Genomic DNA, 13,561 nt, shown 5'->3' on the forward strand with positions numbered 1-13,561 from the left:
ATGATCACAGTAGAAGCAATTTCAAAAAGTTTTAACGGAAAAAAAGCAGTAGATCAAATTTCTTTTCAGGCACTTGATCAGGAGATTCTTGTTCTTTTAGGAACCAGCGGATGTGGAAAAACAACCACACTTAAGATGATCAACCGCCTCATAGAAGCAGATTCCGGAAATATTTTCATAGATGGCAAAAATATCCGTGATCAGAAAGCTGAGGAACTGAGACTGGGAATTGGTTTTGTCATGCAGCATTCCGGGTTATTTCCCCATTACACAATTCAGCAGAATATTGCGGTAGTTCCTGAGCTATTGAAATGGGACAAAAAGAAGACGCAAAGGAAAATGGATGATCTTTTGGCCAAACTCCATCTTTCTGAAGAGGTACTTTCCCGGTTTCCCCACGAGTTGAGCGGAGGACAACAGCAGCGGGTAGGTATTGCAAGAGCTTTGATTGCAGATAATCCGGTTTTGCTGATGGACGAACCTTTCGGAGCGCTTGATACGATTACCAAGGCTGATATTCATTCAGAATTTAAATCGCTGGAAGAACTTAAAAGTAAAACTATCATACTGGTTACTCATGATGTACAGGAAGCCTTTGAACTGGGTCACCGGATATGTCTGATGGATCAGGGAAAAATTGTACAGACCGGTACTCCCAGTGAAATGCTTTACCATCCTGAAAATGACTTTGTGCGTGATTTTTTTACCAAAAACCGTCTTTTATTAGAGTATAAAGTAACATCGTTACATCACATCAGCCCGTTTCTTACACCAGAAAATGTATACTACAGACCCAACGGTACGCGTAGTACAAGTGTATGGGATATTTTACAGCAATTGAGTTCTGATCACCAAAACGCTGGAGTGTATGAAGAAGTGGTCAGAGCGTTTAATCAGTATAGAAAATTACAGATGGTATGACGCAGCAGCAGAGTCTTTGGCAATTTATTGCAGAACAGCACGAAAAATTGACCACCCAGATCATTCAGCATCTTGGGCTTACCTTTTTATCCCTGCTACTGGCTATCATTGTTGGAGTGCCATTAGGAATACTTATTTCCAGAAAAAAGAAACTTTCCAGCCCGGTGCTGGGTATTGCCGGTATTTTACAAACTATTCCAAGTATTGCATTGCTGGGATTTATGATTCCTGTTTTAGGTATTGGTCCGAAGCCCGCCATTGCCGCTTTATTGATCTATGCCCTTCTTCCCATTATCCGGAATACCTATACCGGAATTACAGGAGTTGATCCGGCAGTCATTGAGGCTGCAAAGGCCATGGGAATGAACAGAAACCAGCTTCTTTTTAAGGTTAAACTTCCCTTGGCCATGCCGGTTATTATCGCAGGCATCAGGACTGCTGCTGTTATTAATGTAGGAGTGGCTACTCTGGCCTCTTTTGTGGCAGCAGGTGGCTTGGGAGAGTTTATCTTCGGAGGAATTTCGCTTAACAATACGAATATGATATTGGCCGGAGCCATTCCGGCGGCATTATTGGCTGTTTTTCTGGATCAGGTTATTGCCATGATTCAGAAATCGGGTTACCGTTTTTTTCAAAAGCTGAAATATATTCTTCCTGTTTTCCTTATTATTCTAGGGATCGGATATCTTCTTTTTTTTGGGTCACACCGTACGATTAAAGCGGGTTTTACACCGGAATTTATGGGGAGACAGGATGGTGATATCGGGCTTCGCTCTGTCTATGGACTCAATGTGAATCCTCTTGTGGTAAGTGATGCGATAATGTATAAGGCTGCTTATGAGAAGGAGCTGGATCTGATCAGCGGATATTCTACAGACGGTAGAATCAAAGCCTATGATCTGTATGTACTGAATGATGATCAAAAAATATTCCCTCCTTATTATGCCGCTCCCATCATCAAAACCAAGACTTTGAAAAAATTTCCGGAATTGGAAAAAACCTTAAGCCTACTGGCAGGAAAGTTCAATGATTCTATCATGACGGATCTGAATTACAGAGCTGATCATCTCCATCAAACTCCGGAAAAAATTGCAAAAGATTTTCTCATCAGAAATAATCTGTATAAAAGTCCCGGAAAAAGAAATTCCGGAACTGTGAGAATTGGTTCAAAAATCTTTGGTGAACAATATATTCTCGCAGAAATGTATACTATGCTTATTGAAGGATACACAGATTATAAAGTGGAAACCAAAACGGGTTTAGGAGGAACCAAAATATGTTTCGATGCCTTAATGAATGATGCCATAGACTTTTATCCTGAATATACGGGAACAGGGCTTCTGGTACTTTTAAAGCCTACAGCAGAAACGATCAGAAATGTTTCCAAAAGTCCCGAGACAACCTATCAGTACGTGAATTCGGAATTTGAAAAACAATATGGAATTCAATGGCTGAAACCGTTGGGGTTTAACAATGCTTATGCTCTGATGATGCGAAGAGAGCAGGCTGAAGAGCTTCATATCAAAAATATATCTGATCTTACCCATTATTTTGATCAATAGTCTTTTGAAATCCATCAGTTTTTTCAAAAACCCTATCTTCGTATCTTAAAAAATTTGACAAAATGAAGAAAATGCTATTGCTGGCCTCCGCTCTACTTGTTCTCCAATCATGTGTGGTAAGAACGGCTACAAAAGTAGTATCAGGCGCTGTAAACTTAAGTTATAAAGCGGTAAAAGGAACTGTAAACGGTATCAGCTGGGCCGTAAGCAAGGCGAAAGGAAAAATAGATGAAGACCGTGTGGACGGTACGTGGAAAGTAGTTGGAGTTTATCGTGGTTCTTTTGAGGATTTTTCAAAAGATCAGAATCCTGACGGTTCATTTACATCGGAATGTACGGAAGGTTTTGACCAGATTGTTTTCAAGGCTAAAAAGTCTAAATTCAAGCCCGTACACTGCAGCACGCAGGATGAAGATTGGGTAAAATATTCTATGGAATTTGGAAAAAATCCTTCCACAAAAGAAAAGGAAAACTATATTGAGTACAATTCCAACAATTATATTTCTGTGATTGATGTTACTAATAAAACTATGGTTCTGGAAGGCAATCTGATGCCTAAATTAGGTTTTTCCGGAGCTAAATTATATCTCCTCGAAAAGGTAAAATAAAGATACAGCAGGGATGCCTTTCACTCATCCCTGTTGTATTCTCTAATCCGGAATTTCTATTCACTGCTTATATTTCATAGCCATGAAAGATCTTAATAATTTTCTCGAAACAGCTATATATCCTTTGTTTGATCTTAGTGATCAGGAGAAACAAATGATTCAGGCCGAAGTGAGTATTCTTCATGTAAAAAGCGATAGTTCCGTTATCAGAGAAAGTTCAACTGTCGAGCGGCTTTTTTTTCTTCAAAAGGGAATCATCAGAAGTTTTTATGTTAAAGATGACCGCGAGATCAATACAGAATTTTTCTTTGAAAATGATTTCTTTACAGCACTGACCAGTTTTCTGACCGGTGAAAAAACCAACCTCAACTTTCATACGCTGGAAGAATCCGAATTGATCATTATCCCCAAACCGCTAATAGACCGTCTTTTAAAGGAGCAGAAATGGTATCAGCTGATGAATGAAATCCTTACCCGAGAATTTATCAAAAAATGTCGTCGTGAAAGCTCTTTTCTGCTTCATGATTCTTATGAACGGTATCTTTATTTTCTTGAGCAGTTTCCACATTCGGAAAGCAGAATTCCTCTTTTCCATATTGCCTCCTATCTCGGGATGAGTCCTGAAACCTTAAGCAGGATCCGAAGTAAAAAAATCAGACAAATTGATTTAAGTCAAGCAAACAGAATCTGATTTTCTTCACTTTTGTCTAAAAAATATAAACCAATGGACAAAAGAGTACAATTTGATTTTGAAGTCAATTTTACCAACGGAGGAAGTCTGAAAGGGGAAGAATTCAGACTGGATATTACCGGAGATACTATTACAGACCAGGAACTGGTTGATTATATTATTGATGATCTCCGGCTCCTCATGGCTGGTAAAGTTGATATTCTGAATAAGCAGATCATTAACGAACCCCATAAAAGAAAGACTGTAAAACAAAAACCTCCTGCGGAACGGCTGATCGATCTGAGCCATACGATTGAAGAAGGACTTATTACTTATAAAGGGCTTCCGGCTCCTCATATCTGTGATTATCTCAGCAGAACGGAATCTCAGAAATGGTATGAGGAAGGAACTTCGTTTCAGATTGGTAAGATTGAAATGGTTACCAACACAGGAACTTATATAGACTGTCCTTTTCACAGGTTTGAAAACGGAAAAGATACCGCTGAAACAGAACTGAACAAACTGGCTGAATTAGAGGCGGTAGTAATCCAGATTCCTTATACGGAGACATTGGAGATTACAGATCAATATCTCAGAAACAGGGAAATCAGAAATAAGGCAGTACTTATTCATACCGGATGGGACCGCCACTGGAATACCGAAACCTATTATGAAAATCATCCTTATCTTACACAAAGTGCAGCAGAATATCTTAAAGACTGCCAGGTAAAACTCGTCGGGATTGATTCTCATAACATTGATGATACCACAGGCAAAAGCCGGCCGGTACACACCATTCTTCTGGGCGCTGAAATAGTAATTGTGGAGCACCTTTGTCATCTGGATCAGCTTCCTGATGAAAATTTTACCTTTACTGCTGCCCCGCCAAAATTAAAAGGAGTCGGTACTTTTCCGGTAAGGGCTTTTGCTTCAGTACAACAAAACTTATAAAATTTCTGTGAAAACAGATCAGGCAATTGACGATGCGAAGATTATTTTAAAAACTGCTCTGCAATAAAATACCCGCTTCCTACCACCAGTAATGGCAGTGCTATTGAAATCAGAATTAAAGGCCAGGCAAAAATTCTGAAATAGGTATATAAACTTACTGAGGAAGGATCTTCAGGATCATAGATCACAGTCTCTTTTTCCCCAACGGCCCATGCTGAGGGATTGGTTCCTTCCGCCAGTTCAAAAGTATGTTCTATATTATTTTGCGACCGGAAGGTAAAGACAGGACTGAATACGGTTCCCTCTGATTCATATTCTCTTAATGAGGTAACGGTTGCCGTTGCCTTTTCTGCTTTATTTAAGAATGAAAGAGTACTTCTGAAGCTCAGCAATGCTGCCACAAACAGAATGATTCCTGATGCAAGGATGATATAATATTGCCACATAGCTTTCGTTTTTTTTCTGTCCATAATAAAGTATCATGGAAACAAATACAGACCTATTGTATTTATTTCCAGATTGATACCCCGAAGATACAAAGATTTTTATTTCATAGGCAGTTATCTGGTTTCTATCTCAACAATCTTCTTCCCATCCTTTCCCAGATAATGATGGACTAATTTTTCATAGGCTTTATAACCATCATCCACATTGGTAAATATCACAATTCCCCTTCCTGACTTAGGTAATACAATTGTGATACACTGCGTGCCTTTATCAGCTCCACTGTGCGATAAAGCATAATCACCATTTCCAAGGTCATATATTTCGAATCCCAATCCAAAATATTTATTCTCTTTTGTTTTAACCTGCATTTTGACCATTTCCTGAAAAATTTCTGGTTTCAGATTTTTTCCTTTCATAATGCTGATCATAAAATTCCCGTAATCTTCTATCGTGGTATGGAGATCATCAGCAGCATTGGCTGTATTGCTTTTTTCGATGGGGTAAGTTTCCCCTTTTTCATTATATCCTGTTATAAATCTTGTTTCATCAGTATTTTTATCCCAAATGTAACTGGTATCCTTCATTTTGAGAGGCTGGAAGATGAGTTCCTGCGCTAATTGCTCCAATGTTTTCCCAAACTTCTTTTCCAGTGCTTTCCGTAAATATTCAAAACCTTCTCCTGAGTATTGGTATTTTGTGCCGGGATCAAACTGAAAATTCAGCTTTTTATCTGCATTCATCCATCTCCAGTTCGGGAAACCTGTCTGGTGGCTCAGTATCATTCTGGTCGTTAATTTTGTATGCCGTGGATCATTAGAAATATCGGGATCTATCCAGTAAGTATCAAGAGGTTCATCCAGTTTCCACTTGCCTGAACTTATCAGGCGTAAGGCTACCATTGCTGTAACGGGTTTGGTAAGAGATGCTACATTAAATAAGGCATTATGAGGTGCTGGAATTCCTTTCCTGATCTCGCCAAAAACTTTTACCTGCTGTAATTTTCCATGTTCGATAATTCCTAATCCCAGCGTTGGAATATTGTTTTCTTTCAACCAGCTTTGCATCGACTGATCGTTATCAAACATGGTTTCACTATCGGTAGTCTGTTTCGGATGATGATTAAAACTCAATGAATTTTTAAGCTTCCATTCATTATTTTCCAGTATCCATAAATGAGTAAATTTTGCCTCCCCGACTAGTTTCTCAGCTTGATTTCCCATCTTTTCATAAAACAGATGATCTCCGTTCTGAATAGCAGCGTAAATCTTTCCCTCTTTATACATGGGATAAACTTCTGTGCTTTTATCAACCAGGACTCTTTTTATCTGATAAGTTTCCGGGGATTTGCACAATCCGTTTTTAAAATCAATGATAAAATTTTTCCTGTCTTCGAAACCTCCTTTATCGTGATAAAATTCAAAGCTATCGCTCAACAGATTTTCCATCTGCTTGATGTTGCAGGTATTGTAGCCCACAGAAAAAAACAGGCTGTCTTTCGACATAATGGTTTTATAAAGAGGATCTTTTTTTTCTGTTTGTGCCTGCATGACACTCATGAACAGCATAAAAAAAGGAAGGATGAACATTGAAAACTTTGTCATTGTTATTTTTTTGACAAAGATTCAATTTCCTTTTGTTTTTCTGCTAAAAATGAACCCGACAAAAACCCGACAAAGCCATGACAGGTTTTATATCATACTGAATTTCAGTCTGAAATAGAGTTTTTTATTCTTATCTATTTCGGCGGCATTGCGAAGGATCATAAACACATTGGAAAGCACAATCAGGATCATAAGGATCAGGGTAAACTGTTTTCCGAACTTTAAAAAGATGCCGAGCATGAAGGTAATAGGCGCCATCACTGTCCAGATCATCTGAACCGAAATAATCTGTCTGGCAAGACTGTTTCTCTGCTTCATACTATGCATAAGAATAAGCGGAACAAAAATGTTCAGTGGTGGTAAAAGAGTAAAGATGAGTGATGAAAGATTAATGATTTTAATGTATGAATAATTGATTGGAGCTTCCTCTTCTTTTACTTCTATTTCAATCTCATCTGTTTCAGAAATTGCTGCCGGCTGATCCTGCTGCAATTCAATCTCTTCTATTTCCAGAGCCTGTGCCAGTGCTCGTAACGTATGTCCTTTCGGTTCCGTTCCGGATTCTATCCTTTGAATGGTTCTTACGGAAATCTTGGATTGTTCTGACAGTTCTTCCTGGGTCAGATTTTTTTGTTCTCTTATGGCTTTTAGCTTGGACATCGTTGGGGATATTCTGAAAAAATGTTTTGGCTAATTTACAGTTTTCCTTATTAAAATTTTTTCTTACTGCTGCTGATGTTTAAATTATTAATCATATAAAAAATAAGTGTATTTTTATTTAAAAATAACTTTCTACTTTTCAGCTATTTACAAACTTCAACACCAGATCTGCTTATGGAAAATACAACACCCAAATCTGAAATCAGGAAGAATATTGCTACTTATCTGATTCTTACCCTGCTTTTCTGTCTTCCTGTCTATTATATGTGTATCCGTACAGGAAAACTTGGCGGCGGAATGATCTCTTATGCAACCATTGTCATGTGGTGTCCTGCTATTGCTGCACTCCTTACCTGCCGCATCCGGAATATCCCGATTTCTTCTCTGGGATGGAAATGGGGATTGACAAAATATCAGATCATGGCGTATTGTATTCCTGTTCTTTACAGTTTAGTTCCTTACCTCATCATCTGGATCAGTGGTGCCGGCGGTTTTTATAATCATGAATTTGTCGCCGAAATTGGCAAAGGAATGGGCTGGAATCTTTCAGATGGTCTCACGATCATTCTGTATGTAATTCTGATGAGCAGTTTTGGTATGGTACGTTCAGTAGGCTCTGCATTAGGAGAAGAAATAGGCTGGCGTGGTCTTCTGACGCCTCAATTGGCCAAAATGAATTCTTATACCGCTACTTCTCTTTGGATGGGTGTGATCTGGTCGATCTACCATTATCCTCTCCTGCTTTTTTCCAATTATAATACTGGCGGGCCTAAATGGCTGGCTCTTCTATGTTTTACGGTGATGATATTTGCAGCCTGTTTTATTTTCACCTGGTTAAGGTTAAAATCCGGGAGTTTATGGACAGGTGTTATTTTACATGCCAGTCATAATCTTTTTATACAGTCTATTTTTACCCCTCTTACTGTAGATACGGGAAATACCAATTATTATATTGACGAATTTGGTATTGCGCTGCCTATTGCAACAGCTGTTGTTGCTTATTTCTTCTGGAGGAAGAGGAAAGAACTGGATCAGGTTCGTCCACTTTCAGCGTAATCTGTTTATTAAAAAGACAGCCTTTTCTTGATAGGGGCTGTCATTTTACTATATTCTTAATTTTGAAAAATCTATTCCGGAGCAATTACTTCAATAAGCCGTATTCTACTGATCAAACCTTGAAATATTTCCTGAGTATCTCCGCTCTCCCCTAACGAAATACTTAATCCCTCTCCTTCCTTATCTTCATTTTTGAGGCCTATTCTACCTGCTTTTTGGCCTTCACTGTTACTTATTTCTTCAAACGGTATTTCGTTATCTTCAAACCAGGATTTAATTTTTGCTACCGCAGAATTACTATTTTTGGATGTTCTTTGTAAAACTAACTGCTCCGGCTCTCCAAAGAATCCTTTAGCATTCTTATTCAATACAAACTGCACGAGAAATTTAAACTGATGCTTATCAGGTCTCGCATACCATCTGGCCTGGCTGTATCCACCCAAATGGTGCCGAACGGGTATTTCATTCGGGATATTATTGTTGGCAAATACCCTTGAATTCATTATTTCATGATGGAAAGTAAGATCAGTTTTAATATTTCCACCCTCTGCCCTATATTTTTCAGCCCATTCACTTATTCCTTTAAACTCTGCTTCTCCCATTGTCCTGTAGAATGTCATCGTATGGAGATCAGGACTGCCTTGTGTTCCATTTCTCAATAAACCGAGTCTTTGCCTCATAAATTCTTTACTTTTACTTCCGCTGTCCCATCTTCTTTCATGAAATTTTTTGATAAAAAACAATTGCTGCAGATCCCGATATACAGAAGATGCAATAACCTGGGTATTCATGATGATATTTACTTCATGTCTTTCCTTTTCGCTGACATCCCCATACTTTTCTTTTCTTTCATTTTCATACCTGTCACTTTCCCACTGATCATGGTTGAATTTATAGTCTCCTTCAGATAGATAGTCTGCATTATAAATGTCAAGTACCTGAATGATATCTTTTATATCTCCTCCCATTAGCTCCAGGGTTTCCAACATCTTTCTTTCGTTTTCCCTGCTGTTTATGAAGTAGGTATTAAAAACCTCCTGCACAGTCATTGCTTTTATCTTTCCGTTTTTCAGCCTGATTCCTATCTTCGCTTTGTCATTTGTTCCTTTTGCACTGAAAAACAAATTGTCGTATTTTCCTATAATGCTCATAATGGTTTTATTTAAGGTTATTCATTTGATTTCTGAAATTTTCTGTATTCTGACTTCCAGAGTTTTTATCCATATTAATAACACAAATTTCCGGGGAAACATTCTGACTCGTTAAAGGGGAAAAACCCATTTTCAGAAATTCAGGGTTTACCCTTATTTACAGGTAATGTATTTGTTTATTTCATTCATTAAGTTCTCAGATATTATCAAGAGTAATGATTAAAATTTCACTCATAGGAGAATTCCCTTATTTTTTAAAATTCCGTTTTTTCCCTTAATGAAGATTTATTTTGTTTGATGAAATTTGTATCAGACAAAAGAGATCAACAATCTCATCGTCAACATTAGATTTAAAAAAAATAGTAACCCATTAAAACCAGAATATGGCAGAAACAGTAAACACCCAGACTACAGATGCAGTAACGCAGACTAACGTTACGGTACTTGGTGAGTCTCCCGCACAGGCTATGAGTATGCTTTACCAGATGGCCACGCATGCCAGTGGAATTTCCATTCAGAATTCTGTGACAAACCAGCAGAACTTGAACCAGCTCAACCCTGCGATTGTTGCAGATGCCATTAAAATTTTAAAAGGATAATTTAAAACCTTACCATCATGAGTGAAAACAACAGTGAAACCCAACAATCCCAGGCAGCCAATGCTACCACTCCGGCGGAGAAAGCTGTAGTATTTGTGAACAGTGAGGTATTGGCTCCGCCTAAAGCTTCTCCAATGACCGGAGTAACCAAGGTAATGATAGAACAGTCTACAGGAATGATGGTTCAGGATTTACAGTCTTTCCTAAAAGGATTTGAGCAGGTAGGTTTAATTGCATTGAGCAGATTGGCTAATAATTTATTGACCTATGGAACGACTTTCGGGCCGGCTCCGGGCAGTAAAGAGACCTGTGTTCAGATGGCCGAAAATATTCAAGGTCAGGATGCAGGAAAAGGCAATGAAATGATGAAAGACTTATTCAAAATGGTAAGTGATTATGCTGAAGTAAAAGCAAAAATTTCCAATACCATTTATAATGTCAACGCGCTTCCTGTCTCAGAAGCCCTTCCTTCTCCCCCATCTTACACGGAAGTTTCCTCTGAGGCTGAAGATCCTGAAAAAAAAAACGAGTAGATCCGGTTCCGGAAGAAGACTCCTCAGAAAAAGAAAGTATGAGAAAAAGCTTTGTCACGGCTGATCATGGGGGAAAATTAGTATTAAAGTCGGTTAAACTGACACAGCCACTTGTAAAACCAGAGATTAAGGAAGCGGTAATTTCTTCTGTGGAAACGGAAGTTAATCCCAGGAAAAAAACAATAATAGCCCAACTCATTGAAAAAATTAAAATAAATAAGAGATGAATTACTCCTCAGCAACCAAACCCGCCAAAATTTTAAACCTGGAAAGTTTAAATGATTTGAATGAAAAACTTTATCTGACCAAAAGCAATGATATCCTTTATCTGAATCCCAAAAGTACAGATATAAAAAAGAGCGATCATTCGGAACGTTTTGTATTTAATCTTCAGACATCGGACATTAATATTCAGCCTTCCATAAGACTCGTCAGCTGTATCAACAGATTAGGAAAAAGGTACAATCATTTTCAGTGTTTTGTGGTAGAACCTAAAGATCAATCAACGGGAATTGCCGTGATCATGGTCAAACTGGATGATCCGAAAGCCTTTTACTGTAATGTGAGAATTTTACCTCTCAGCACCTTAAGTGAAGTTGCTTCTCCGGAAATTGACTCAAAGCTTCTTACCATCAATCTTGAAAAATCAAAATGTATACTCAAAACCGATATTACCATTACACCGTCTAATACGGGAGAAGCGCAATATTCGGTGCATGATGTGGATGTATCAGCCATTTCGGAACTGGTAAGCCAGGATGAAATCATAGAATTAAAAAGAGAACTGGAGTTTCAGGCCTCAAAACTGATTGCCCATTATTTTCAGGAAATACTGAGTATTATAGTGAACGAAACAACTCCAGGTAATGGTACACCTCCTGATATTCCGGATGATTATGTCCTGACTCTTCCTCCCAACCAGCTTAAAGAAATGCTGTCGGCCAGTGCCATCTCAGCCTGTATTGCTCTTGAGATTACCGGATATAATGTAGTGAAAGAAATCAACAAGGACTGGAGATCTGCTGCTGCATTTATTAATTATCTGCTGTAGTAATTAGCTATTCATACCTTAAAAACAAGACGTATGCGCAGAAGAACCCGTAAGAAAACTCCCGCTCCCAGGCCGCCTGTGCCTGTGGCAGAACCTGAAATGGTAGAAAAAGAAATCATGCCTTTTGTTTTAAGACATGAAGATGAAATCATCAATTATATCAAGGAAAAAGCCATCAAAGAGACGATGAAGTCACTTGCTCCTTTGTTGGAAAAACTGGAGGAAGCTGTGAAACAGCAGGAAGCAGCTCCTGTTCCTGTGGCCGCTCCACCACCGCCTGAAACTCCTGTCATGAATTATGAAGACCAGTTGAAAAAACTGCAGGAAGCCTCTACCGCAAAGGTAAAGGAGAAGGAACTTAAAATAATGGAGCGAATGAATAAGCTGAATACAAGATTGGGTAATATCCAAACTTAGAAATACCAAAATCAATGAATATGAACGAAATAGATACAATCGTTACGGGAATGTCCACCGCTGTACCTCAGGCTATTTCTGCGCAGGTAAGTGTACATTCCACGGGACAAATGCAAATTAATTCTGCATTGAACCAGCAAAGGAATGCCATAACCGGCATCAACCATTATGTGATGGGATTAAAAAAAATGAGTCCCAAAAATATAAAGCTCAGGCAAATGGAGGCCATTAAAAAAGATCGTTTTTAATCCAGCTCTCTAAAAACTACGGATGCGGTTTATTTCCCTGCAAAGATGAAATCCGGTGCCCTCAACATATATACAATCAGGTCAACATTTATTTCGCACCGCTTTCAGATGCTGTCAATGCCCAAAAGCAATCATTCAGAATCCGTCTTTAGCCCAAAGGAATCATGCATTGCCAGTATACCCGCAGCAGGAATTTATTTTTGAGACAGATATTAAAAATAAAGACCGCATCCTTTTACAAAAAAATAGGGTTTAAACTCGCACAGATTTTACAGATAGGTTTCAACCATTGTATTCAGAGCCACCCTTCAGATCCAATGTATTCATAACCTGTTAATACCAATGCTTTTGAAATATATTCATCTGCAGGATCTGTGGTGAGTTTAAAACTCCGACATAAAACTAGTTTACCTCAATAATTTATTAACCGAGACCAGATCTCAAAAAAACAATTACCATTATGCCAGTTAATGAACAAATCACAGACGCAGTAACACAATCGAACGTAAAAGTAGTAGGAGAATCTCCTGCAATGGCTTTGGCCAACGTGTATCAATCTGCAGCACATTCTACAGGAATCATGTTTGAAAATGCGGTAAATACGCAAAATCAGCAGAACATTTTAGGCCAGGCAGCAACCACTCAGGGAATCCTGCAAATCTATAGTCTGGATACTGTAGCAGACGCAGTTTCTATTGCGAAGATCCTTAAGCCTTAATTTTTAAGCTATTTGATCCAAGTAATACCCTCAACCGGAAAGCCCGGTTGTTTTTAACCTAATAAACCTTACTCATTATGCCAGTTAATGAACAAATCACAGACGCGGTAACGCAGTCTAACGTAAAAGTAGTAGCAGAATCTCCTGCCATGGCGTTAAGTAATGTGTATCAATCTGCTGCACATTCTACAGGAATTATGTTTGAAAATGCAACGAACGCTCAGAATCAACATAATATTGTTACCCAGGCAGCCACTACACAGGGTGTGACCCAAATCTACAGTAAAGATACCATCGCTGATGCGCTTTCTATTGCTAAAATTCTTAAACCTTAAACCCATTCTGCAGACCGCAGAATAAAATTAACC

The 13,561-nt window shown here is 38.5% G+C and carries 18 protein-coding genes; 14 read left to right on the top strand and 4 right to left on the bottom strand.

What is annotated here, in order from left to right; translation table 11 throughout:
* The 5 genes from RAH34_RS00075 (at window position 1) to RAH34_RS00095 (ending at window position 4,712) form a co-directional block, all read left to right on the top strand.
* A complete protein-coding gene (locus RAH34_RS00075) occupies window positions 1–921 on the top strand; it encodes an ABC transporter ATP-binding protein (protein WP_306594743.1) in 921 nt (306 codons plus the stop codon).
* The gene (locus RAH34_RS00080) at window positions 918–2,483 is read left to right on the top strand and encodes an ABC transporter permease/substrate-binding protein (protein WP_306594744.1); all 1,566 of its coding nucleotides are present in this window, start codon (window positions 918–920) and stop codon (window positions 2,481–2,483) included. The genes RAH34_RS00075 and RAH34_RS00080 overlap by 4 nt, the downstream gene beginning before the upstream one ends.
* A gap of 62 nt (window positions 2,484–2,545) precedes the next feature.
* Window positions 2,546–3,091, top strand: a complete 546-nt coding sequence (locus tag RAH34_RS00085) for a hypothetical protein (RefSeq protein ID WP_306594745.1) — start codon at window positions 2,546–2,548, stop codon at window positions 3,089–3,091.
* Between the two features lie 82 nt (window positions 3,092–3,173).
* Window positions 3,174–3,782, top strand: coding sequence for a Crp/Fnr family transcriptional regulator (locus tag RAH34_RS00090; RefSeq protein ID WP_306594746.1), 609 nt, complete (start codon window positions 3,174–3,176; stop codon window positions 3,780–3,782).
* 33 nt (window positions 3,783–3,815) lie between these two features.
* Entirely contained in the window at window positions 3,816–4,712 is an 897-nt protein-coding gene (locus tag RAH34_RS00095) for a cyclase family protein (protein ID WP_306594747.1), read from the top strand.
* 41 nt (window positions 4,713–4,753) lie between these two features.
* On the opposite strand, the gene RAH34_RS00100 is transcribed toward RAH34_RS00095, so the two are convergent.
* The 3 genes from RAH34_RS00100 to RAH34_RS00110 all read right to left on the bottom strand — a co-directional run bounded on the left by RAH34_RS00100 (window position 4,754) and on the right by RAH34_RS00110 (window position 7,420).
* Window positions 4,754–5,182 (bottom strand): DUF3592 domain-containing protein, encoded by a 429-nt coding sequence (locus RAH34_RS00100; protein ID WP_306594748.1) that lies wholly within the window; start codon window positions 5,180–5,182, stop codon window positions 4,754–4,756.
* A 90-nt stretch (window positions 5,183–5,272) separates the two neighbouring features.
* On the bottom strand, window positions 5,273–6,760 hold the full coding sequence (locus tag RAH34_RS00105) for a serine hydrolase (protein ID WP_306594749.1): 1,488 nt from the start codon (window positions 6,758–6,760) through the stop codon (window positions 5,273–5,275).
* Window positions 6,761–6,847: 87 nt separating this feature from the next.
* The gene (locus tag RAH34_RS00110; protein ID WP_306594750.1) at window positions 6,848–7,420 is read right to left on the bottom strand and encodes a helix-turn-helix domain-containing protein; all 573 of its coding nucleotides are present in this window, start codon (window positions 7,418–7,420) and stop codon (window positions 6,848–6,850) included.
* 174 nt (window positions 7,421–7,594) lie between these two features.
* Here RAH34_RS00110 and RAH34_RS00115 point away from each other — a divergent pair, with 174 nt between their 5' ends.
* Window positions 7,595–8,476: a CPBP family intramembrane glutamic endopeptidase gene (locus RAH34_RS00115; RefSeq protein ID WP_306594751.1), complete on the top strand. Its 882-nt coding sequence runs from the start codon at window positions 7,595–7,597 to the stop codon at window positions 8,474–8,476.
* Between the two features lie 71 nt (window positions 8,477–8,547).
* Here the strand turns inward: RAH34_RS00115 and RAH34_RS00120 are convergent, their stop codons facing one another.
* Window positions 8,548–9,627, bottom strand: a complete 1,080-nt coding sequence (locus RAH34_RS00120; protein WP_306594752.1) for a hypothetical protein — start codon at window positions 9,625–9,627, stop codon at window positions 8,548–8,550.
* Window positions 9,628–10,010: 383 nt separating this feature from the next.
* On the opposite strand from RAH34_RS00120, the gene RAH34_RS00125 reads away from it, so the two are divergent.
* The 8 genes from RAH34_RS00125 (at window position 10,011) to RAH34_RS00160 (ending at window position 13,528) form a co-directional block, all read left to right on the top strand.
* The gene (locus RAH34_RS00125; protein ID WP_034697211.1) at window positions 10,011–10,226 is read left to right on the top strand and encodes a RebB family R body protein; all 216 of its coding nucleotides are present in this window, start codon (window positions 10,011–10,013) and stop codon (window positions 10,224–10,226) included.
* A gap of 17 nt (window positions 10,227–10,243) precedes the next feature.
* Window positions 10,244–10,759, top strand: a complete 516-nt coding sequence (locus RAH34_RS00130) for a hypothetical protein (protein ID WP_306594754.1) — start codon at window positions 10,244–10,246, stop codon at window positions 10,757–10,759.
* 38 nt (window positions 10,760–10,797) lie between these two features.
* Window positions 10,798–10,986 carry a hypothetical protein gene (locus tag RAH34_RS00135; RefSeq protein ID WP_114819196.1) on the top strand — a complete coding sequence of 63 codons (189 nt, stop codon included), beginning with the start codon at window positions 10,798–10,800 and terminating at the stop codon, window positions 10,984–10,986.
* Entirely contained in the window at window positions 10,983–11,810 is an 828-nt protein-coding gene (locus RAH34_RS00140) for a hypothetical protein (RefSeq protein WP_306594756.1), read from the top strand. The genes RAH34_RS00135 and RAH34_RS00140 overlap by 4 nt, the downstream gene beginning before the upstream one ends.
* A gap of 33 nt (window positions 11,811–11,843) precedes the next feature.
* Window positions 11,844–12,227 (top strand): hypothetical protein, encoded by a 384-nt coding sequence (locus RAH34_RS00145; protein WP_306594757.1) that lies wholly within the window; start codon window positions 11,844–11,846, stop codon window positions 12,225–12,227.
* 20 nt (window positions 12,228–12,247) lie between these two features.
* On the top strand, window positions 12,248–12,475 hold the full coding sequence (locus RAH34_RS00150; protein WP_306594758.1) for a hypothetical protein: 228 nt from the start codon (window positions 12,248–12,250) through the stop codon (window positions 12,473–12,475).
* 460 nt (window positions 12,476–12,935) lie between these two features.
* A complete protein-coding gene (locus RAH34_RS00155; RefSeq protein WP_034697220.1) occupies window positions 12,936–13,193 on the top strand; it encodes a RebB family R body protein in 258 nt (85 codons plus the stop codon).
* Window positions 13,194–13,270: 77 nt separating this feature from the next.
* Complete coding sequence (locus RAH34_RS00160; RefSeq protein ID WP_034697223.1) at window positions 13,271–13,528, top strand: RebB family R body protein; 258 nt, start codon at window positions 13,271–13,273, stop codon at window positions 13,526–13,528.
* The last annotated feature ends 33 nt before the right edge of the window (window positions 13,529–13,561 follow it).

Source organism: Chryseobacterium sp. WLY505, from assembly GCF_030846215.1.
In the GTDB taxonomy this organism is placed as follows: Bacteria; Bacteroidota; Bacteroidia; order Flavobacteriales; family Weeksellaceae; genus Chryseobacterium.

Coding starts and splice junctions, on each gene's coding strand:
- RAH34_RS00135 (WP_114819196.1), top strand. CDS start 10,798: ATGAGAAAAAGCTTTGTCACGGCTGATCATGGGGGAAAATTAGTATTA.
- RAH34_RS00150 (WP_306594758.1), top strand. CDS start 12,248: ATGAACGAAATAGATACAATCGTTACGGGAATGTCCACCGCTGTACCT.
- RAH34_RS00075 (WP_306594743.1), top strand. CDS start 1: ATGATCACAGTAGAAGCAATTTCAAAAAGTTTTAACGGAAAAAAAGCA.
- RAH34_RS00115 (WP_306594751.1), top strand. CDS start 7,595: ATGGAAAATACAACACCCAAATCTGAAATCAGGAAGAATATTGCTACT.
- RAH34_RS00140 (WP_306594756.1), top strand. CDS start 10,983: ATGAATTACTCCTCAGCAACCAAACCCGCCAAAATTTTAAACCTGGAA.
- RAH34_RS00105 (WP_306594749.1), bottom strand. CDS start 6,760: ATGACAAAGTTTTCAATGTTCATCCTTCCTTTTTTTATGCTGTTCATG.
- RAH34_RS00090 (WP_306594746.1), top strand. CDS start 3,174: ATGAAAGATCTTAATAATTTTCTCGAAACAGCTATATATCCTTTGTTT.
- RAH34_RS00155 (WP_034697220.1), top strand. CDS start 12,936: ATGCCAGTTAATGAACAAATCACAGACGCAGTAACACAATCGAACGTA.
- RAH34_RS00110 (WP_306594750.1), bottom strand. CDS start 7,420: ATGTCCAAGCTAAAAGCCATAAGAGAACAAAAAAATCTGACCCAGGAA.
- RAH34_RS00085 (WP_306594745.1), top strand. CDS start 2,546: ATGAAGAAAATGCTATTGCTGGCCTCCGCTCTACTTGTTCTCCAATCA.
- RAH34_RS00160 (WP_034697223.1), top strand. CDS start 13,271: ATGCCAGTTAATGAACAAATCACAGACGCGGTAACGCAGTCTAACGTA.
- RAH34_RS00125 (WP_034697211.1), top strand. CDS start 10,011: ATGGCAGAAACAGTAAACACCCAGACTACAGATGCAGTAACGCAGACT.
- RAH34_RS00080 (WP_306594744.1), top strand. CDS start 918: ATGACGCAGCAGCAGAGTCTTTGGCAATTTATTGCAGAACAGCACGAA.
- RAH34_RS00100 (WP_306594748.1), bottom strand. CDS start 5,182: ATGGACAGAAAAAAAACGAAAGCTATGTGGCAATATTATATCATCCTT.
- RAH34_RS00130 (WP_306594754.1), top strand. CDS start 10,244: ATGAGTGAAAACAACAGTGAAACCCAACAATCCCAGGCAGCCAATGCT.
- RAH34_RS00145 (WP_306594757.1), top strand. CDS start 11,844: ATGCGCAGAAGAACCCGTAAGAAAACTCCCGCTCCCAGGCCGCCTGTG.
- RAH34_RS00120 (WP_306594752.1), bottom strand. CDS start 9,627: ATGAGCATTATAGGAAAATACGACAATTTGTTTTTCAGTGCAAAAGGA.
- RAH34_RS00095 (WP_306594747.1), top strand. CDS start 3,816: ATGGACAAAAGAGTACAATTTGATTTTGAAGTCAATTTTACCAACGGA.